General features: G+C 71.5%; 16 protein-coding genes and 1 pseudogene. 9 read left to right on the plus strand and 8 right to left on the minus strand.

Going from position 1 to position 18,514, the window contains the following annotated elements; translation table 11 throughout:
* From CG719_RS36470 to CG719_RS16775, 6 genes and pseudogenes are all read right to left on the minus strand, one after another.
* Nucleotides 1-433: pseudogene (locus CG719_RS36470) on the minus strand (carbohydrate ABC transporter permease); the annotation flags it as partial.
* Nucleotides 430-1,362, minus strand: coding sequence for a carbohydrate ABC transporter permease (locus CG719_RS16755; RefSeq protein WP_100569450.1), 933 nt, complete (start codon nucleotides 1,360-1,362; stop codon nucleotides 430-432). The pseudogene CG719_RS36470 and the gene CG719_RS16755, both read right to left, overlap by 4 nt.
* A gap of 131 nt (nucleotides 1,363-1,493) precedes the next feature.
* Entirely contained in the window at nucleotides 1,494-3,233 is a 1,740-nt protein-coding gene (araD, locus tag CG719_RS16760) for an L-arabinonate dehydratase (RefSeq protein WP_100569451.1), read from the minus strand.
* Entirely contained in the window at nucleotides 3,230-4,138 is a 909-nt protein-coding gene (locus CG719_RS16765; protein WP_100569452.1) for a dihydrodipicolinate synthase family protein, read from the minus strand. Before CG719_RS16765 ends, araD begins: the two co-directional genes overlap by 4 nt.
* On the minus strand, nucleotides 4,135-4,803 hold the full coding sequence (locus tag CG719_RS16770) for a GntR family transcriptional regulator (RefSeq protein WP_100569633.1): 669 nt from the start codon (nucleotides 4,801-4,803) through the stop codon (nucleotides 4,135-4,137). Before CG719_RS16770 ends, CG719_RS16765 begins: the two co-directional genes overlap by 4 nt.
* Nucleotides 4,804-5,076: 273 nt before the next feature.
* Nucleotides 5,077-5,664 carry a TIGR03086 family metal-binding protein gene (locus tag CG719_RS16775; protein ID WP_100569453.1) on the minus strand — a complete coding sequence of 196 codons (588 nt, stop codon included), beginning with the start codon at nucleotides 5,662-5,664 and terminating at the stop codon, nucleotides 5,077-5,079.
* 559 nt (nucleotides 5,665-6,223) lie between these two features.
* Between CG719_RS16775 and CG719_RS16780 the strand changes: the two genes are divergently transcribed.
* Nucleotides 6,224-7,456, plus strand: coding sequence for an MFS transporter (locus CG719_RS16780; protein ID WP_100569454.1), 1,233 nt, complete (start codon nucleotides 6,224-6,226; stop codon nucleotides 7,454-7,456).
* On the opposite strand, the gene CG719_RS16785 is transcribed toward CG719_RS16780, so the two are convergent.
* Nucleotides 7,393-8,592, minus strand: a complete 1,200-nt coding sequence (locus CG719_RS16785) for a hypothetical protein (RefSeq protein ID WP_100569455.1) — start codon at nucleotides 8,590-8,592, stop codon at nucleotides 7,393-7,395. The two genes, CG719_RS16780 and CG719_RS16785, sit on opposite strands and share 64 nt — an antisense overlap.
* Before the next feature lie 256 nt (nucleotides 8,593-8,848).
* Here CG719_RS16785 and CG719_RS16790 point away from each other — a divergent pair, with 256 nt between their 5' ends.
* The 8 genes from CG719_RS16790 to CG719_RS16825 all read left to right on the plus strand — a co-directional run bounded on the left by CG719_RS16790 (nucleotide 8,849) and on the right by CG719_RS16825 (nucleotide 16,898).
* Nucleotides 8,849-9,658, plus strand: coding sequence for an NAD-dependent epimerase/dehydratase family protein (locus CG719_RS16790; protein ID WP_100569456.1), 810 nt, complete (start codon nucleotides 8,849-8,851; stop codon nucleotides 9,656-9,658).
* Nucleotides 9,659-9,927: 269 nt separating this feature from the next.
* Complete coding sequence (locus CG719_RS16795) at nucleotides 9,928-10,698, plus strand: DeoR/GlpR family DNA-binding transcription regulator (RefSeq protein WP_100569457.1); 771 nt, start codon at nucleotides 9,928-9,930, stop codon at nucleotides 10,696-10,698.
* Nucleotides 10,699-10,805: 107 nt separating this feature from the next.
* Nucleotides 10,806-12,167, plus strand: a complete 1,362-nt coding sequence (locus CG719_RS16800) for an ABC transporter substrate-binding protein (protein WP_100569458.1) — start codon at nucleotides 10,806-10,808, stop codon at nucleotides 12,165-12,167.
* Nucleotides 12,164-13,108 carry a carbohydrate ABC transporter permease gene (locus tag CG719_RS16805; protein ID WP_100569459.1) on the plus strand — a complete coding sequence of 315 codons (945 nt, stop codon included), beginning with the start codon at nucleotides 12,164-12,166 and terminating at the stop codon, nucleotides 13,106-13,108. Before CG719_RS16800 ends, CG719_RS16805 begins: the two co-directional genes overlap by 4 nt.
* On the plus strand, nucleotides 13,108-13,974 hold the full coding sequence (locus CG719_RS16810) for a carbohydrate ABC transporter permease (RefSeq protein ID WP_100569460.1): 867 nt from the start codon (nucleotides 13,108-13,110) through the stop codon (nucleotides 13,972-13,974). Before CG719_RS16805 ends, CG719_RS16810 begins: the two co-directional genes overlap by 1 nt.
* Complete coding sequence (locus CG719_RS16815) at nucleotides 13,971-14,960, plus strand: zinc-dependent alcohol dehydrogenase family protein (RefSeq protein WP_100569461.1); 990 nt, start codon at nucleotides 13,971-13,973, stop codon at nucleotides 14,958-14,960. The genes CG719_RS16810 and CG719_RS16815 overlap by 4 nt, the downstream gene beginning before the upstream one ends.
* Before the next feature lie 93 nt (nucleotides 14,961-15,053).
* Nucleotides 15,054-16,265: a TerD family protein gene (locus CG719_RS16820; RefSeq protein ID WP_100569462.1), complete on the plus strand. Its 1,212-nt coding sequence runs from the start codon at nucleotides 15,054-15,056 to the stop codon at nucleotides 16,263-16,265.
* A gap of 48 nt (nucleotides 16,266-16,313) precedes the next feature.
* Entirely contained in the window at nucleotides 16,314-16,898 is a 585-nt protein-coding gene (locus CG719_RS16825; protein ID WP_100569463.1) for a TerD family protein, read from the plus strand.
* A gap of 73 nt (nucleotides 16,899-16,971) precedes the next feature.
* On the opposite strand, the gene CG719_RS16830 is transcribed toward CG719_RS16825, so the two are convergent.
* Entirely contained in the window at nucleotides 16,972-18,399 is a 1,428-nt protein-coding gene (locus CG719_RS16830; RefSeq protein ID WP_100569464.1) for a hypothetical protein, read from the minus strand.
* Nucleotides 18,400-18,514: the final 115 nt, after the last annotated feature.

Here is an 18,514-nt window from a genome sequence, read left to right on the forward strand (position 1 = left end):
GGAAGAGCGGGACGAGCAGCAGCGCGCCGGGCACGAACTGGGAGCAGAGCAGGGCCAGCATGAAGCCGCGCTTGAGCCGGAAGTCGAACCGGGCGAGCGCGTAGCCGCCGGCCAGGGCGACGACCGTGGTGAGGACCAGGGTCGCGACGCCGACGAGCACGCTGTTCTGGAAGTAGAGGCCGAAGCTCCGCTCGGTCCACACCTTCTCGAAGTGGTCGAAGGTCATCGGCCAGGGCACGAGCGAGGTGGAGCCGGCCGGGCGCAGCGCGAACAGCAGGATCCAGTAGAAGGGGATCAGCGTGAAGAGCAGGTACACGGACAGCGGCAGATAGATGTGCCACCGCGGCACCTCGTCCCAGGCGCGGCGCGTGCCGCGCGGCCGGGCCGGTCCGGACACCGCGCGCTCGGGCGCGGGCGCGATCTCGGTGATCACTTCTCACCTCCGAACTTGCTCAGCCGCAGATAGACGATCGAGCAGAAGAGCAGGATGACGAACGCCACCGTGGTCAGGGCGGACGCGTAGCCGAAGTTGTGGGCGTCGACGCTGGTGTTGGCGATGTAGAGCGGCAGGGTGGTGGTCTCGCCGGCCGGTCCACCGCCGGTCAGGGTGTAGAGCAGGTCGACGTTGTTGAACTCCCACACCGCGCGCAGCAGCGTGGACAGGACGATGGCGTCCTTCAGATGGGGCAGGGTGATGTGCCAGAACTGCTTGAGCCGGCTCGCCCCGTCGACCTCGGCGGCCTCGTACAGGTCCTTCGAGACGGACTGGAGGTCGGCGAGGATGAGGATGGCGAAGAAGGGCACCCCGCGCCACAGGTCGGCGACCACCGCCGCCGGGAACACCGTGGAGGTGTCCGACAGCCAACTGGTGCCGTAGGAACCGATGCCCATGTCGGCGAGGTAACGGGTGATGCCGGTCTGGGAGTTGTAGAGCAGCACCCAGATCGCGGAGGTGAGCACGCCGGACACGGCCCACGGGGAGAACACCATGGCCCGGCCGATCCCGCGGCCCACGAAGGTCTGGTTGACGATCAGGGCGAGGGCGAGTCCGAAGAGCAGTTGCAGCCCGACCTCGACGACCACCCACTTGGCGCTGAAGATCAGCGTGTCCCAGAACTGGGGGTCCTGGGTGAAGGCGTGGACGAAGTTGTCGAAGCCCGCGTATCCGTTCCGCCACGGCTTGGTGGGGTTGTAGTTCTGCAGGCTGTAGTAGAAGACGCTGAGCACCGGGTAGGCGATGAAGCCCAGCATGAGCAGGGCGGCCGGGGCGATCAGCAGGTACGGGAGCCTGCGCGGCGTGGTGGAGGCACCGCGCCGCCGGGGTGGCGCGGGCGGTTTCGCCACGGCTGCGGCTTGGGCCACGACTGTTCTCCGTTCGCAGTGGGGCAGTACAGCAGTCCGTAGGAAGCGCTTGCTATGTACACGTGGGTGAAGCGCTTCCGCGGAGTGGGCAGAGGGTGGGGCGGTTGTCTCCCGGTTCCGGGCGGGGCCGGCTACCCGGCGTACGGGTCCGGCACCTTTCCGGGCCGGGCCAGGAACTCGAAGTCGCAGCCGGTGTCGGCCTGGGTGATCTGTTCGGAGTACAGGGCGCCGTAGCCCCGCTCGTACCGCGCGGGCGGCGGCGTCCACTCGGCCCTGCGGCGCTCCAACTCCTCGTCGTCCACGTGGAGTCGGAGAATGCGGGCCTTGACGTCGAGAGTGATCCGGTCGCCCGTGCGCACCAGCGCCAGCGGTCCGCCGACGTGGCTCTCGGGGGCGACGTGCAGTACGCAGGCGCCGTAACTCGTGCCGCTCATACGGGCGTCGGAGATCCGGACCATGTCCCGCACGCCCTGCTTGAGCAGGTGGTCGGGGATGGGCAGCATGCCGTACTCGGGCATTCCGGGTCCGCCCTTGGGTCCGGAGCCGCGCAGCACGAGCACGCTGTCGGCGGTGATGCCGAGCGACGGGTCGTTGATGGTGCGCTGCATGGTCCGGTAGTCGTCGAAGACGACGGCGGGCCCGGTGTGTTCGAGCAGGTGCGGTTCGGCGGCGATGTGCTTGATGACGGCGCCGTCCGGGCAGAGGTTCCCGCGCAGCACCGCCACGCCGCCCTCGTCCGCGACCGGGTTGTCGCGGGGCCGGATCACTTCGTCGTCGTGCACCCGGGCGCCGGCGATCTGCTCGCGCAGGGTGTCGTACGACACCGTCGGCCGGTCCAGGTGGAGCAGGTCCGGGATGCGGGAGAGGAAACCGGGCAGGCCGCCGGCGAAGTGGAAGTCCTCCATGAGGTACTTCTGTCCACCGGGGCGGACGTTGGCGAGCACCGGCACGGTGCGGGCGATGCGGTCGAAGTCGTCGAGGGTGAGCGTGACGCCCGCGCGGCCCGCCATGGCGATCAGATGGATCACCGCGTTGGTGGAGCCGCCGAGGCCGAGGACAGTGGTGACCGCGTCCTCGAACGCCTCGCGGGTGAGGATCTCGCTCAGCCTGCGGTCCTTGCGGACCAGTTCGACGATCGTCAGGCCCGCTTTCGCCGCCATCCGGTCGTGCCCGGAGTCCACCGCCGGGATGCTGGAGGCGCCGGGGACGGTCACGCCGAGGGCCTCGGCCGCGGCGGTCAGCGTGGAGGCCGTGCCCATGGTCATGCAGTGACCGGGCGAACGGGCCAGGCCGCTCTCCAGCTCGGCCATCTCGCAGTCGCCGATCAGTCCGGCCCGCTTGTCGTCCCAGTACTTCCACATGTCGGTGCCGGAGCCGAGGACCTCGCTGCGCCAGTGGCCGGGCAGCATGGGCCCGGCGGGCACGAAGACGGTGGGCAGGTCGACGCTGGCCGCGCCCATCAGGAGGGCGGGGGTGGACTTGTCGCAGCCGCCCATCAGGACCGCACCGTCGACCGGGTAGGAGCGCAGCAGCTCCTCGGTCTCCATGGCGAGCATGTTGCGGTAGAGCATCGGGGTCGGCTTCTGGAAGGTCTCGCTGAGCGTGGAGACCGGGAACTCCAGCGGGAAGCCGCCCGCCTGCCACACCCCGCGCTTGACCGCCTGGGCGCGGTCGCGCAGGTGGACGTGGCAGGGGTTGATGTCGGACCAGGTGTTGAGGATCGCGACGACCGGCTTTCCCAGGTGCTCCTCGGGCAGGTAGCCGAGCTGGCGGGTGCGGGCGCGGTGGCTGAAGGAGCGCAGGCCGTCGGTGCCGTACCACTGGTGGCTGCGCAGGTCCTCCGGGCGCCTTTCGCCCGGCCGGGCACTCATATGGACCACCCGGCGGCGATGGCGGCGACCTCGGCGCGTTCGCTCTCCGGCAGCGGCTTGCTCGGCGGGCGCACGTCCCGGCGGCACAGGCCGAGCGCGGCGAGGGCCTCCTTGACGACGGTGACGTTGTTCGCGGACCCGTTGGCCGCGCGCAGCTCCTCGAAGCGGCGGATCCGCTCCCAGACCTTCATCGCGGCCGGGTAGTCGCCGGCCCTGAGCGCCCGGAGCATGCTGACGGAGACGGCCGGGGCGACGTTGACCAGGCCGGAGGTGAAGCCGGTGGCGCCGGCGGAGAAGTAGGAGGGCGCGTAGGGCTCGGCGAGTCCCGCGACCCACACGAACCTGTCCAGGCCCGCGTCCCGGGCGAAGGCGCCGAAGCGGGTGGTGTCCGGGACGGCGTACTTGACGCCGATGACGTTCGGGCAGGCGTCGGCGAGTTCGGCCAGGCGGGCGCCGGGCAGCTGGGCGTTGCGGATGTAGGGGACGACGCCCAGCCCGGGCACGGCCTCGGCGATGGCGCGGTGGTAGTCGACCCAGCCGCCCTGGGAGACGTAGGGGTGCACGGGCTGGTGGACCATGACCATCTGCGCGCCCAGCTCGTGGGCCTGCCGGGCGGTGGCGATCGCGGTGGGCACGTCGTGGCCGACGCCGACGAGGATGCTCGCCCGGTCGCCGGCCTCCTCGACGGTCATCTCGGTGACCTGCCGGCGTTCCTCGGGGGTGAGGGCGTAGAACTCGCCGGTGTTGCCGTTGGGCGTGAGGGTGGTGATGCCGCCGTCGAGCAGGCGGCGCAGCAGGGTCCGGTAGGTGGCGCCGTCGACGCCGCCGTCCTCGGTGAACGGGGTCACCGGGATCGCCACCACGTCGGCCAGTGCCGCCCGCTGGGTCTCGAACGCCGTTGTCATGCCTGACCGTCCTCTCCCTGGGCCTTCGACTCCGCTGAGGGGAAGGCCCGTTGCACGAACGACGCGATGTGGGCGTGGAGGGCGCGGGCAGCGCCGTCGGCGTCGCCCTCCAGGGCGAGCCGCAGGATGTCCCGGTGCTCGGTGGCCTCCCGGTCCCAGGAGGGGTCGGCGGACCAGGCGACGGCGGAGACGAGGGCGGCCTGGTCGCGGACCTCGTCGAGCATCCGGCCGAGCAGCGGGTTGCCGCAGGGCAGGTAGAGGGCGCGGTGGAACTCGCGGTTGGCGAGGGAGCGTTCGGCGGTGTCCACAGCCTCGTCGGCCCGCTTCAGCGCGTCGCGGGCGGCGTCCAGGGAGGCACCGCGGCGCACCGAACGCCTCAGTGCCTCGGGTTCGAGGAGCAGCCGCACGTCGTAGACCTCGAGTGCCATGTCCGCGTCCACCTCGCGCACCGTGACGCCCTTGTACTGGTTCATCACGACCAGTCCGGTGCCGGCCAGGGTCTTCAGCGCCTCGCGCACCGGGGTCTTGGACACCCCGAACTGAGCGGCGAGTTCGGTCTCGACCAGGGCCTGACCGGGCGTCAGCAGCCCGGTGAGGATGCGGTGCTTGATCCCCTCCAGCACGACCTGCGTGCGGGAGGGAATCGGCGTGGGCACAGAGGTCATGCGCGCCTCTCGGATCTCGTCGATCACATCACGGCTCGGATCGCGAGTTTCCGAACTCGCGTATCGCGTCTCATATATGACGTACGAAGTACGACGCGATGAAGGTAAGAGGGGCAAGCGGTTTCGTCAATGCCTCCGACACAGGAAAATCCCGCGGCACGCCGGCCGCGGACCGCCGAGGACCGTGTCCGGCACCGGGCGGCGCGAAGAAACCCCGCGACCGCCGGGTGCGGTCGCGGGGCGCGTGGACGAGGTGCACTGCGATTCGGCGGTTCAGGGCTTCCAGCCGGGATCACGGCCGCTCAGGCCCACCGCACGGTCGAGCAGTGGAGCGTCCTCGGGGACGGGGACGACGGGCCCGAACGGGCCGTTGCCCCGGTTCGGGTCGTCGGCCGCCGCGCGCAGGAAGCCGTACGACGCCTGGAGCGCGGCGGGGTCGGGGTCGTAGTCCTGGCCGGTGGCCCGGGCCAGGTCCCAGCCGTGGATCACCAGTTCGTCGGCGGCCACCGCCCCGGCGACCTCGCCCGGCAGGTCCACGCCGCCGGCGCGGGTCATGCCGGTCCAGGCGGCCGGGTCGCGCCAGACCCCGGCGAGCTCGTCGAGGGCCTTGGGCAGTTCCTCGCGCCAGCCCGGGCCGATGTCGGGCGCGGCGGCGTCCGGGCTGGTGTCGGTCGTGACGCCCAGTTCCTTCCGGCCGGCGTCGCGGAAGGCCACGGCCAGGCCGAGCAGATGCCCCAGCAGGTTGCGCACCGCGCAGTCCGGGCACGGTGTCACCGCGCCGAGCTGCTCCTCGCGCACCGCCCCGGCCAGCCTCGCCACGACTCGGGCCTGCGGCCCGAGATCGATGATCGTGTCGTTCATCGTTCCTCCAGTCCTGCGTCTCACGTACAGGAGGTGGACCGCCGCCGCCCCCGAAACTCATCGCCGCACGGGACGGAGGCCCGGCGGCCGGGCGGGGCACGCGCTCGCACACCCGGCTCCCCCACCGGCGCGGACCATCCGCGACGGCCGTCCCTGGCACATGACCGCCGTTGCCGAGCCACGCCCCGGCGGCACGACCGCGCACTCCCGCCCGATCCGGACTCGGCACCCGCGCGACACCACGACGCCCGGCTGCCGGGGCACAGGCTCGGACGCCCAGCCCCCACCGCGGCGAACCCAGCGCCGCGAACCGTCCCGGAGCGGGACCGCCGGTACCCACCCATGCCACGACGGCACGCCCCCACGGCTCCCCACGGAGTTCGGCCCGGCCGGAACCCGGCACCCACGCCCGGGCTCCCGGCCCCCACCGACGCGAGCCGTCCGCCCGTCACCCCGTGACATGACCGACCCCACCCGCGGATCGCCGGCCGGGCGGGCCCGGGTTCTACGGCATCTGCCGGATCCGTGGGGCGGGGCCTTAGGGCGACGATCGGGCCGTATGACGACTGAATGGACCCTGGTGCGGGTGCTGCGCGACCGGGCGGCGGGGGTGTGTCTGGCCGCTGTGGTGGTGTCCGGTTTCGGCACCTCGGCGCTGTGGCTGGCCTCGGGTGTGTGGGTCAAGGACCTCACCGGCTCGGACGGGCTGGCCGCGCTGTGCCTGCTGGCGATGTGGGCGCCGACCCTGGCCGGCCCGGCGCTCGGCACGCTCGCCGACCGCACCCGCCGGCGGCCGGTGCTGATCGGCACGAACCTGCTTCTGGCGGCGCTGCTGCCGATCCTCCTCACCGTCGACGCCCCCGGCCGCGTCTGGGTGCTGTACGGGGCGCTGTTCCTCTACGGCGCCACGGGCGTCGTCGAGGACGCGGCGCAGTCGGCGCTCGTCGCCACCGCCGTCGACGCGAGGCTGCTCGGCGACTTCAACGGGCTGCGGATGACCGCCAACGAGGGCATGAAGCTGCTGGCCCCACTGGCGGGCGCCGGCCTGTACGCGGCGTACGGCGGCCGCTGCGTGGCCCTGCTGGACGCGGCCACGTTCCTGCTCGCCGCCGGGCTGTACGCGATGCTGCGGGTCCGCGAGGACGAGCCCCACCGGCCCGAGGGCTCCTGGCGCGCGCAGAGCGCCGAGGGCGCCCGCCATCTGTGGTCCCACCCGCGACTGCGGCCCCTGGTGCTGGCCGGCGGCGCCACGATGCTGCTCACCGGCGTGACCGGCGCGCTGATCTACGCCGTCGTCGACCGCCTCGGCCACGCGCCCGCGTACGCCGGGGTGCTGTACGCCGTCCAGGGCGCTGGTTCGGTGGCGGTCGGTCTCGCCTCGGGCACCGCTCTGCGCCGCCTGGGCAGCCGCCGCTTCGCAGCCTTCGGCATCGCCCTCACCGCGGCCGGCGTGGCCCTGCGCGCGATCCCGTCCGACCCGGCGGCCCTGGTCAGCAGCGTGGTGAGCGGTGCCGGGCTGCCGTGCGTACTGATCGCCGCGTTCACCGCCGTGCAGCGGGAGACACCGGCGGAACTGCTCGGCCGGACGTCCGCCACCGCGAACACGCTGCTCTTCGCCCCCAACGTCGTCGGCCTGGCCGCGGGTGCCGCACTGGTCGGCACCGTCTCCCTCCCGGTGCTCCTGGCCCCCCTCGCCCTCGGCCTGTCGGCCACGTCACTGATGCTGCTTCACAGGCCCCGCAACGCCGACCGCACCGCCTCCAGGTCGCCGTCCGAGGCCAACCCCGTGTGATACAGCCGAAGTTCGGATGCCCCCAGGTCCCGCGCGCGGCCCGCGTCCTCGGCGAGGGTGCCCGGACTGCCGCCCATGCCGGAGACGATCGTGAAGTTGGCGGCCAGGACGGCGTCCGGGCGGCCCTGTTCGGCGAACGGGGCCAGCAGGCCGGAACCGCCCGTGCAGGGCACCACCACGCCGTCCGCCACGGACAGGATGTGGGCGGGGTCGACACCGGCGTTGGCGCCGCAGTGGTAGGACACCGGATCGGCGTGCAGAAGGACCTGGAAGCCGTCGGGGGCCGCCGCGCGGACCGCCGCGACCGCCGCCTCCTGAAGGGTGCGCGCGGTCCGGTCGCGCCATGCGCGGGTGGCGTCCGCCCTTCTCTCGCCGAGCAGTTCCACCACCCCGGCCCAGCCTCCCCCGGTCCCGCCTCCGCTCGGCCGGGCGGCGTCCCCGCCGGAGGGCGCCCCCCGCCACACCGGTTCCAGGGCGGAGCGTACGGCGTGCGCCAACTCGTCCGGGTCCAGGCCCTGTTCGCCGTACCCGGTGCGGCAGGCGGGACAGAAGCACAAGGACATCAGGTACTGCCCGGCCTCCCCGAGACCCACCCCGGCGGTCTTGTCGTGGGCGTGCAGATGGGCGAGCCCGTACCAGCCGAGGGACTCCAGCTCGGTGCCGCGCGCCCCGGGGCGGACGGCCGCCTCGGCGGCCAGCTCGGTCAGGTACGCGCGCGTGGCGGGCTGGGCGATGCACGGCGCCCACGGGTAGCGGTCGCCGTAGGCGTTGACGACGGAGGTGTCCGGATGCTCGGCGCCCAGGCGGGAGTTGTGCGCGAGGACGACCCAGGTGTGCACCTCCAGACCGGTCTCGGCCAGGGCCGCCGCGGCCTCGCCGTACGCGTCGCCCGGTGCCCAGTCGCCGGCCGGGTACGGACGCGGCGTGCGGCCCTCCCAGCGGTCGTCCACCGGATACAGCACGGCGGCGTGCTCGGCGGTGACCACGCGGTGGCGCGGATGGCGGGGGGTCAGCGCGCGCGTGGAGTGGTAGGCGGCGGCGAGCGTCACCTGTTCCACTCCGAGGGCGGCCAGCCGGCCGGGCGCCTCGGGATCGCCGTTCACGTCCCAGGGGTAGACGAAGGCCGAGGTCTTCACGCTTCCTCCTCGTCGAGCAGCACGCTGCCGCGCTCGGTCAGCCGGGCGAGTGCATGTTGCTGAGCAATGTCCACGTTCATGAACGCGATCACGTTAGGAGCCCCCATTCGGGCAGGTCAAGCGGGCGAACCGGCAACCAGGGAGCGGATTTCGCGTGTTCGCGACACACTTGACGGGGTACGGACACTGTTCATAGCGTGTCCATCCATGTGAATCGTGTCCACACACAAGAACGACCCCTTCAAGGAGACCGAGGATGCCCGCTCCCCGCACCGTTCTGCTCACCGGCGCCGCCGGCGGGCTCGGCACCCTGATGCGGGGCCTGCTGCCCGACTACGGCTACGCGCTGCGCCTGCTGGACATGCGGCCCATCGAGGACGAGCCGGACGCGATCGTCGCGGACCTCTCCGACCGGGACGCACTGCGCGAGGCCGTCCGGGGCGTCGACGCGATCATCCACCTCGCGGGCATCTCCCTGGAAGCCCCCTTCGAGAAGGTCCTGAAGGCCAATATCGAGGGCACGTACCACCTGTACGAGGCGGCCCGCGAAGAGGGCGTGCGGCGGATCGTCTTCGCCTCCTCCAACCACGTGGTGGGCCACACCCCGCACCCCGGCCCCGGCGAGCCGCTCCTGCCGATCGGGACCCCGCGCCGCCCGGACACCTTCTACGGCCTGTCCAAGTCCTTCGGCGAGGACCTCGCCCAGCTCTACTGGGACAAGCACGGCCTGGAGACCGTCTCGGTGCGCATCGGCTCCTGCTTCCCCGAACCGACCAGTGTGCGGATGCTCTCCATGTGGATGAGCCCCGCCGACGGCGCCCGTCTCTTCCACGCGGCCCTGACCGCCGAGGACGTGGGCCACACCGTCGTCCACGGCGCGTCCGCCAACACCCGCCTGTGGCTCGACCTCACCAGTGCGCGGGCGCTCGGCTACGAACCGCAGGACGACTCCGAGCCGTACGCCGAAAAGCTGATCGCCGAGCAGGGCGAGCTCGACCCGGACAACAAGGCCCATCTCCACATCGGCGGCCCCTTCGTGACGGACCCGCCCATCTGGCCATACTGACGCGGCGGAAAATCGACGCAGCAAAAGGCGGGCGGGCCCCGAACGGGCCCGCCCGCCCTCGTATTCGGGCATCCGCGCTGCCCGTTCCCACGTCCCGGAACACCCCCTCGCAGGTCCGAGGCGGGCACCAGCCGAGCCGAACGGGCGTAAACGGGCAGGAGCGAACCCAAAACAAGCCTGGTCAGAACCGCTTACCCGCTGTAGAACATCCGGCAAGGGCCACACCGGGCCCGAACGGGCATCGAAACCAGGAAGCGGGTGGTCGACCCATGAGCCACGGGACGGCCGAGGAGCGCCAGCGCGAGATCGTGCGGCTGGCGCGTGCCACCGGATCGGTCGACGTCACCGCGCTCGCCACCGACCTGGGCGTGGCCAAGGAGACCGTCCGGCGGGACCTGCGCTCCCTGGAGGACCACGGTCTGGTACGCCGTACCCACGGAGGCGCCTACCCCGTGGAGAGCGCCGGCTTCGAGACCACCCTGGCCTTCCGCGCCACCAGCCACGTACCCGAGAAGCGCCGGGTGGCGACCGCCGCCGCCGAACTGCTCGGGGACGCCGAAACGGTCTTCGTCGACGAGGGCTTCACCCCGCAGCTCATCGCCGAGGCCCTGCCCCGGGACCGGCCGCTGACCGTGGTCACCGCCTCCCTGCCGGTCGCGGGCGCGCTCGCCGAGACCGGCACCATCTCCGTGCTGCTGCTCGGCGGCCGGGTCCGCTCCGGCACCCTCGCCACCGTGGACCACTGGACGACGAAGATGCTGTCCGGTTTCGTCATCGACCTGGCGTTCATCGGCGCCAACGGCATCTCCCGCGAACACGGTCTGACCACGCCCGACCCGGCGGTCAGCGAGGTGAAGGCGCAGGCGGTCAGGGCCGCGCGCCGGGTGGTGCTCGCGGGCGTTCACACCAAGTTCGGGGCGGTCAGCTTCTGCCGGTTCGCCGAAGTCGGCGCGTTGGAGGCGATCGTGACGAGCACCCTGCTCCCGGCGACCGAGGCACACCGCTACTCCCTGCTCGGGCCGCAGGTCATCCGGGTCTGACCGCCGAGTCGCCCGGCACCCCGCTGAACCTCACCCTTCACCCGCCCCGCGAGGCGCTCTCGTCCCCCTTCAAGTCCCCATTAGTGTCAACATCTCCTGGAGTACCCATGCGAACCCAGAGCCGACGCTCGCCACGGACCCTCTTCGCCGTGGCGGCGGTAGGGACGCTGATCGCTCCGCTCGCCGCCTGCTCGGGCGCCGGCGGGTCCGGATCCGCCGGCGGCAGCTCCGTCAACGTCCTGATGGTGAACAATCCGCAGATGGTGGAGCTGCAGAAGCTGACCGCCGCCCACTTCACCAAGGACACCGGCATCAAGGTGAACTTCACCGTCCTGCCGGAGAACGACGTCCGGGACAAGATCAGCCAGGACTTCGCCAACCAGGCCGGGCAGTACGACGTCGCCACCCTGAGCAACTACGAGATCCCGATCTACGCCAAGAACGGGTGGCTGCACCCCCTGGACGCCTACGTCAAGAAGGACACCGCCTTCGACCAGGCCGACATCCTCCCCCCGATGACCCGGGCGCTCACCGCCGAGGACGGCAAGCTGTACGGCGAGCCGTTCTACGGCGAGTCCTCCTTCCTGATGTACCGCAAGGACGTCCTGGAGAAGAAGGGCCTGAGCATGCCGGCCAAGCCCACCTGGAAGCAGGTCGCCGACCTGGCCGCCAAGGTCGACGGCTCCGGCATGAAGGGCATCTGCCTGCGCGGGCTGCCGGGCTGGGGCGAGGTCATGGCACCGCTGACCACGGTGGTGAACACCTTCGGCGGCACCTGGTTCGACAAGGACTGGACGGCACGGCTGGACTCCAAGGAGTTCAAGGAGGCCACCCAGTTCTACGTCGACCTGGTCCGCAAGCACGGCGAGGCCGGTGCCGCCCAGTCCGGCTACGCGGAGTGCCTGAACAACATGACCCAGGGCAAGACGGCCATGTGGTACGACGCCACCGCCGGAGCCGGCTCCCTGGAGGCCGACGGCTCTCCGGTCAAGGGCAAGATCGGCTACGCCCCGGCCCCGGTCGAGAAGACCGACGGCTCGGGCTGGCTCTACACCTGGGCGTGGGGCATCCAGAAGGCGTCCAAGAACTCCGAGAACGCCTGGAAGTTCATCTCCTGGGCCTCCAGCAAGGACTACGAGAAGCTCGCCGGCGAGAAGGCGGGCTGGTCCAACGTCCCGGCCGGCAAGCGCGCCTCGACCTACGACATCCCGGAGTACCGCAAGGAGGCCGCCGCGTTCGCGGACGTCACCCGGGACGCCATCGCGAACGCCAAGCCCGAGGACCCGGGCGTGCAGCCCCGGCCCGCGCCCGGCATCCAGTTCGTCGGCATCCCCGAGTTCACCGACCTGGGCACCAAGGTCTCCCAGGAGATCAGCTCCGCCATCGCCGGACGCCAGTCGGTGGACAGCGCCTTGACGAAGGCTCAGAAGCTCGCCGAGGCCGTCGCCCAGAAGTACGAGGGGTCATGACCTTGACGTCCCCGGCCCGCGCCGCCGCCGTCTCCGGACGGCCGGCGGCCCGGCGCCCGAACCGCATGCGCGCCTGGGCCACCCGGGCGCCCCTGCTGCCGGCGCTGATCTTCATGATCGTCGTCACCCAGCTGCCCTTCGTGGCCACCCTGGTGATCTCGTTCCTCGACTGGAACGCGCTCTACCCCGACCGGCGCCACTTCGCCGGATTCGCCAACTACGGCGAGGTGCTGAGCGACGCCGACCTGCGCAGTTCGGTGTGGACGACCATCCTGCTGACCGTCACCGTGGTGCTGGTCAGCCTGCTGCTCGGCCTGCTCCTCGCGCTGCTGCTCGACCGCCGCTTCCGCGGCCGGGCCGCCGTGCGCACCATGCTCATCGCGCCGTTCCTGCTGGTGCCGATCGCCGCCGCGCTGATGTGGAAGCACCTGCTGTTCAACCCGGAGTACGGGCTGTTCAACGGCATCCTGCACGCCATCGGCGGGGACGGGGCGGTGCAGCCGGACTGGATCTCCGAGATGCCGCTGATGGCGGTGGAGGCCGCGCTGATCTGGCAGTGGACCCCGTTCATGATGCTGATCCTGCTGGCCGGACTGCAGAGCCGCGACTCACAACTGCTCGAGGCGGCCAGGATGGACGGCGCGAGCAACTGGCAGATCTTCGTGCACATCACGCTGCCGCATCTGCGCCGCTACCTCGAACTCGGCGTGCTGCTCGGCTCGATCTACATCGTGCAGAACTTCGACGCGGTGTTCACCATCACCTCCGGCGGCCTGGGCACCGCGAACCTGCCGTACACGATCTACCAGACCTTCTACCAGGCGCACGAGAACGGCCTCGCCTCCGCGGCCGGCGTCATCGTCGTGATCGGCTCGATCATCCTGGCGACCTTCGCGCTGCGCGTGGTGTCGTCGCTGTTCCGTGAGGAGGTGTCCCGCTGATGGCCACCGTCGCCACCACCACCCTGCGGTACGGCAAGCCGCGCGGCCGGTTCCGGGGTGCGGCCCTGGGCGTCGTCGCCTGGCTGGCCGGGCTCGTGTTCGTGCTGCCCCTGCTCTGGATGGTGCTGACGTCCTTCCACTCCGAGGCGGACGCGGCGACCAACCCGCCGTCGGTGGCCGCCTCGCTGACGCTGGACGGCTACCGGCAGTTCTTCGGGGTGACCGGCGGGGCCAGTCCCTGGCCCGCGCTGATCAACTCCATGACCGCCTCGCTGGTCTCCACCCTGCTGACTCTCCTCCTCGCGCTGCCCGCCGCGTACGCGCTGTCCATCCGGCCGGTGAAGAAGTGGACCGACGTCCTGTTCTTCTTCCTGTCCACCAAGATGCTGCCCCTGGTGGCCGGTCTGCTGCCGATCTACCTGTTCGCGAAGAACACCGGCCTGCTCGACAACATCTGGGCGCTGGTCATCCTCTACACGGCCATGAACCTGCCGATCGCGGTCTGGATGATGCAGTCCTTCCTGTCCGAGGTCCCGGCCGCGATCATCGAGGCCGCCCAGATCGACGGCGCCCGGCTGCCGACCGTGCTGGGCCGCGTGGTCGCCCCGATCGCCCTGCCCGGCATCGCGGCGACCGCCCTGATCTGTTTCATCTTCAGCTGGAACGAGCTGATGTTCGCGCGGGTCCTCACGGGCGTGGTCGCCGAGACCGCCCCCGTGTTCCTCACCACCTTCATCACCAGCCAGGGCCTGTTCCTGGCCAAGGTGTGCGCCGCGTCGCTCGTCATCTCCCTGCCGGTGCTCGCCGCGGGGTTCGCCGCCCAGGACAAACTGGTCCAGGGCCTGTCGTTGGGAGCCGTCAAATGAAGGCCGCCGTCATCGAGTCCGTGGGCCGCGCCGTCGTCACCGAGGTCCCCGACCCGACGCCGGGGCCCCGCGAGGTCGTCGTCGAGGTGGCGGCCTGCGGGCTGTGCGGCACCGATCTGCACATCCTCCAGGGCGAGTTCGCGCCCAAGCTGCCGATCGTGCCCGGGCACGAGTTCGCCGGCGAAGTGGCCGCGGTCGGCACGCAGGTCACGGAGGTGTCGGTCGGCGACCGGGTGGCGGTCGACCCGTCGCTGTACTGCTACGAGTGCCGCTTCTGCCGCGACGGGCACAACAACATGTGCGAGCGGTGGGCCGCGATCGGCGTGACCACCGCGGGCGGCGCCGCCCGGTACGCCGTGGCCCCGGTCGCCAACTGCGTCAAGCTGCCCGAGCACATCCGCACCGAGGACGCGGCCCTGATCGAGCCGCTGTCGTGCGCGGTCCGCGGCTACGACGTACTGCGCACGCGCCTGGGCTCGAACGTGCTGATCTACGGCTCCGGGACCATGGGTCTGATGATGCTGGAGCTGGCCAAGCGGACCGGCGCGGCCAGCGTCGACGTGGTCGACGTGAACCCGGCCCGCCTCGAGACGGCCCGGCAGCTGGGTGTGTCGGCGTCCGCGGCGAACGCCGACGAACTGGACCGGCCGCGGGGCTGGGACGTGGTGATCGACGCGACCGGCAACGCGGCGGCGATCCAGGACGGTCTGGACCGGGTGGCCAAGGCGGGCACGTTCCTCCAGTTCGGGGTGGCCGACTACGCGACCCGGGTGATGATCGACCCGTACCGGATCTACAACCAGGAGATCACCATCACCGGCTCCATGGCGGTGCTGCACAGCTTCGAACGGGCCGCCGAGCTGTTCGCGGCCGGGGTGCTGGACCCCGAGGTCTTCATCAGTGACCGGATCCCGCTGGAGCGGTACCCGGAGGCACTCGACCAGTTCGCCTCCGGGGTGGGCCGGAAGATCGTGGTGATCCCGTAGCGAGCACCGGTTGCGTGCGCTGCGCCGCCTCACCCGTTCGCCGGGTAAGGGAACGGTAAAGCGCCCTCGCTCGTTACCTCCCACATGACAGCTATGACCCCCGGCTCGAACATCCCGCTGTCCGTCGCGCGTGTGACGGTCGACGTCGCCGCTCCGGTGCGGCTGGACGTATCGGGCCTGCTGCTCACCGCCGACGGCAAGGTGCGCTCGGACGACGACTTCATCTTCTACAACCAGCCGTCCGGGCCGGGCGTGACCTACCGTTCGGGCGGCGGCGGCACGCCCGACGCGATCACCGTGGACACCACCGCGGTGCCGCCGGGCATCGAGAAGATCGTGGTCACCGCGAGCCCGGACGCCGCCGGGCAGACCTTCCAGGGCATCGAGCCCACGGCCACCGTCCGCGACGCGGACACCGGTTCGGTGCTGGCCACCTTCACCCCGCCACGGCTCGGCACCGAGACGGCGCTGGTGGTCGTGGAGATCTATCTGCGCGGCGGCCAGTGGAAGGCGCGGGCCGTCGGCCAGGGGTACGCCGACGGACTCGCGGGCATCGCCACCGACTTCGGAGTGACGGTGGAGGAACCGGCCCCCGCCCCGGTGGCCCCGCCGCAGCCGGCCGTCCCGCCCCGGCCGCTCACCCCGCCGCCCCCGGCGCCCGCCGCGCAGTCTCCGGCCGCCCCTCCGGTTCCCCCGGCCCCGCCGGCCGCCCCCGCCCCGGGCACCGGGAAGGTCAACCTGGACAAGGGCCGGGTCAGCCTCCAGAAGAACCAGACCGTGTCCCTGGTCAAGGGCGGCCGTCCGCTGCTCGCCCGGGTCAAGATGGGTCTCGGCTGGGAACCGGCGTACCGCGGCGCCGACATCGACCTGGACGCCTCGGTCATCGCCTACGGCCCGCAGCGCAACCACATCGACAGCTGCTATTTCGGCAAGCTCACCATCCTGAACGGCGCCGTGAAGCACTCCGGCGACAATCTCACCGGCGAGGGCGCGGGCGACGACGAGGTGATCGTGGTCGACCTCGGACGCCTGCCGCAGGAGGTGACCGGCCTGGTCTTCACCGTGAACTCCTTCTCGGGCCAGAAGTTCACCGATGTCGCCAAGGCCTACTGCCGCCTGGTGGACGCCACCACCGAGGAGGAGCTGGTCCGCTTCGACCTCACCAACGCCGAGGCGCAGACCGGGGTGCTGATGGCCAAGCTCATCCGTCAGTTCACCGGCGAGTGGGAGATGACGGCCATGGGCGACTTCGTCAAGGCGCGCACCGTGCGGAACATGGTGAAGCCCGCGGCCCAGGCGCTGTAGGACAGAATTCGCCTGTCGCAGCCACCTTCACCAGAGGATGAACCACACATGATCACGCTGACGAAAGAAGACGGACCGGCGGACCTGGACGGGGTGACCCACATGTCCATCGGCGTGTCCTGGGACCCCACCGGGGGCACCTCCGGCGGGGTGATGGGCATGCTCCGCCGCAAGATGGGCACCGACCTCGACCTGATCGCCGTCGCCATGCAGGGCACGGACCCGGTGCGCCTGGCGGGCCTGGACTCGCTGGACCCCATGGGCAACGGCTCGTTGCAGCACAGCGGCGACAACCAGACCGGCCGCGGGGACGGCGACGACGAGACGGTGACGGTGGAGTTCGCGCGGATACCGCAGAACATCACCTCGATCGTGTTCATCGCCGCCGCGTTCAAGAAGGGCAGTTCCTTCCAGAAGGCGCGCAACATCAGCTTCAAGGTCTACGACGCGACCGGGGGCACCTCCCAGCAGGTCGCCGACATCTGGCCGAGCCTGCTCACCCAGGACAACGGCTGCGCGGTGGCCAAGGCCATGCGCGTCGGCGGCTCCTGGAAGCTCGAAGTGATCAACGAGACGGGCAAGATCAAGCAGGGCGACGAACACGCCCTGATGCGCTTCGCCGTGAGCAAGTGACGAACCCCGCGCCATGACCGAACGGCCGCGGCCCGCACAGCGAATGCGGGCCGCGGCCGGTCACTGTCCTCGCTCAGCCGCCGTGCGCGGAGCGTGCCTTGAAGGCTGCCTTGCGGGCCTCCTTGGCGGTCTTCTTGTCCGGGTGCAGGCGGCCCATCGCCTCCAGTACGTCCGCCGTCTGCGGGTGGTCCACCCGCCAGGCGGCCGCGAAGAAGCCGCTGTGCTGTTCGGCGAGACCCTCGACGAGGGCGTGCAGTTCCTCGGAGTCGCCCTCGGCGGCCAGTTGCGCGGCCACCGTGTCGATGGTCAGCCAGAAGATCATCTCCTGGGACGGCGGCGGCACGTCGGCCAGGCCCCGCTCGGTCAGCCAGACCCGGGAAAGACCGCCCAGTTCGGCGTCGTCGAGCACCTCCCGCAGCGCCGGTTCGGCCTCCGCGCCGACCAGGGACAGCGCCTGCTGGCAGCGCAGCCGCCGCAGCGGCGCACCCGCGTCCGTACCGCGCGCCGCAACGAGCAACTCCCGTGCGGCGGAAAGCGGTTCACGGCTCGCCAGCCACTGCTCGGTCTCCGCGTGCGTGGCCTCGGGCGGAAACCCGGCGGTACCGTCGAGCAGCGCGTCGGCACCCTTGTCCGCGAGCTCGCCGATCACCGGCGCCCGGCAGCCGGCCTCAAGCAGCCGGGTCCGCAGCCCGTGCAGTCCGAGCGGGGTCAGCCGCACCATGCCGTAGCGGGCGACGTCCACCTCCTCCGCCGGCGTGGACGACTCGCTCTCGGCCTCCGCCATCAACTCCTCGTCCACCGGCCGGTACTCGACCAGACCCGCCGGCTCCAGCAGCCGGAACTGGTCGTCCAGCCGCATCATCGCCTCGGAGACCTGCTCCAGTATGTCGTTGGTGGGCTCCCCCATGTCGCTGGGCACGATCATGGAGGCGGCGAGCACGGGCAGCGGCACCGGAACGCCGTCGGCCCCCTCCGCACCGGCCGTCAGCCGGTAGAGGTTGGCGAGCACCCCGTCGAGGAACTCCGCCTCCGCCCCGGGGTCCCAGTCCAGCCCGGAGAGGTCGACCGCGCCGCCCTGCCCCACCGCTTCGACCAGCGCGTCCAGGTCGGGCACGCTCGCGTCGGCCAGCGCGGTCTCGAGGGCGTTCGACCAGAGGGCGAGCACGTCGTGCGGCGAGCCGCCGGTCAGCAGCTCCAGGTCGGGGCCGGGCGCGACGGCGCCCTCGTCCTCGTCGGCGACGCGGACGAGCCCGGTGTCCAGGGCGACCCGCCAGGCCTCGCCCGCGGCGGCCGCCGCGGCGTCGCCGCTCAGACCGAGCATCTCGGCCGCGGCGGGCAGTTGTTCCTGCGCGAGCCCGCCGTCCGCGTCGACCCGTGTCCCGTCCCCGGCCCAGCGCGCGAGCCGCGCGGCGCGGGACAGCAGCGGTGTGGCGAGCGCGTACCGGGCCAGCTCCGGTTCGGAGGCGATCCGCACCGGCGGGAACGAGGACCTGTCTGACATCGGCTGGTTTCTCCTAGCGGACCGGGGCCCGGAGGGTGGGAAGCCCACGGGCCGGTAAGCCTGACGACTCGAAAGCTCAGCCTAGACGGATTTCGACCCATCCCGTCCGGTTCAC

This window comes from Streptomyces sp. CB01373 (genome assembly GCF_002803075.1).
Classification (GTDB): domain Bacteria; phylum Actinomycetota; class Actinomycetes; order Streptomycetales; family Streptomycetaceae; genus Streptomyces.

What these genes read in the sequence shown, in the direction of transcription:
- CG719_RS16825 (WP_100569463.1), top strand. Translation starts at nt 16,314, where the DNA reads ATGATCACGCTGACGAAAGAAGACGGACCGGCGGACCTGGACGGGGTG.
- araD (WP_100569451.1), bottom strand. Translation starts at nt 3,233, where the DNA reads ATGAGTGCCCGGCCGGGCGAAAGGCGCCCGGAGGACCTGCGCAGCCAC.
- CG719_RS16815 (WP_100569461.1), top strand. Translation starts at nt 13,971, where the DNA reads ATGAAGGCCGCCGTCATCGAGTCCGTGGGCCGCGCCGTCGTCACCGAG.
- CG719_RS16780 (WP_100569454.1), top strand. Translation starts at nt 6,224, where the DNA reads ATGACGACTGAATGGACCCTGGTGCGGGTGCTGCGCGACCGGGCGGCG.
- CG719_RS16805 (WP_100569459.1), top strand. Translation starts at nt 12,164, where the DNA reads ATGACCTTGACGTCCCCGGCCCGCGCCGCCGCCGTCTCCGGACGGCCG.
- CG719_RS16830 (WP_100569464.1), bottom strand. Translation starts at nt 18,399, where the DNA reads ATGTCAGACAGGTCCTCGTTCCCGCCGGTGCGGATCGCCTCCGAACCG.
- CG719_RS16795 (WP_100569457.1), top strand. Translation starts at nt 9,928, where the DNA reads ATGAGCCACGGGACGGCCGAGGAGCGCCAGCGCGAGATCGTGCGGCTG.
- CG719_RS16790 (WP_100569456.1), top strand. Translation starts at nt 8,849, where the DNA reads ATGCCCGCTCCCCGCACCGTTCTGCTCACCGGCGCCGCCGGCGGGCTC.
- CG719_RS16800 (WP_100569458.1), top strand. Translation starts at nt 10,806, where the DNA reads ATGCGAACCCAGAGCCGACGCTCGCCACGGACCCTCTTCGCCGTGGCG.
- CG719_RS16810 (WP_100569460.1), top strand. Translation starts at nt 13,108, where the DNA reads ATGGCCACCGTCGCCACCACCACCCTGCGGTACGGCAAGCCGCGCGGC.
- CG719_RS16775 (WP_100569453.1), bottom strand. Translation starts at nt 5,664, where the DNA reads ATGAACGACACGATCATCGATCTCGGGCCGCAGGCCCGAGTCGTGGCG.
- CG719_RS16765 (WP_100569452.1), bottom strand. Translation starts at nt 4,138, where the DNA reads ATGACAACGGCGTTCGAGACCCAGCGGGCGGCACTGGCCGACGTGGTG.
- CG719_RS16820 (WP_100569462.1), top strand. Translation starts at nt 15,054, where the DNA reads ATGACCCCCGGCTCGAACATCCCGCTGTCCGTCGCGCGTGTGACGGTC.
- CG719_RS16770 (WP_100569633.1), bottom strand. Translation starts at nt 4,803, where the DNA reads ATGACCTCTGTGCCCACGCCGATTCCCTCCCGCACGCAGGTCGTGCTG.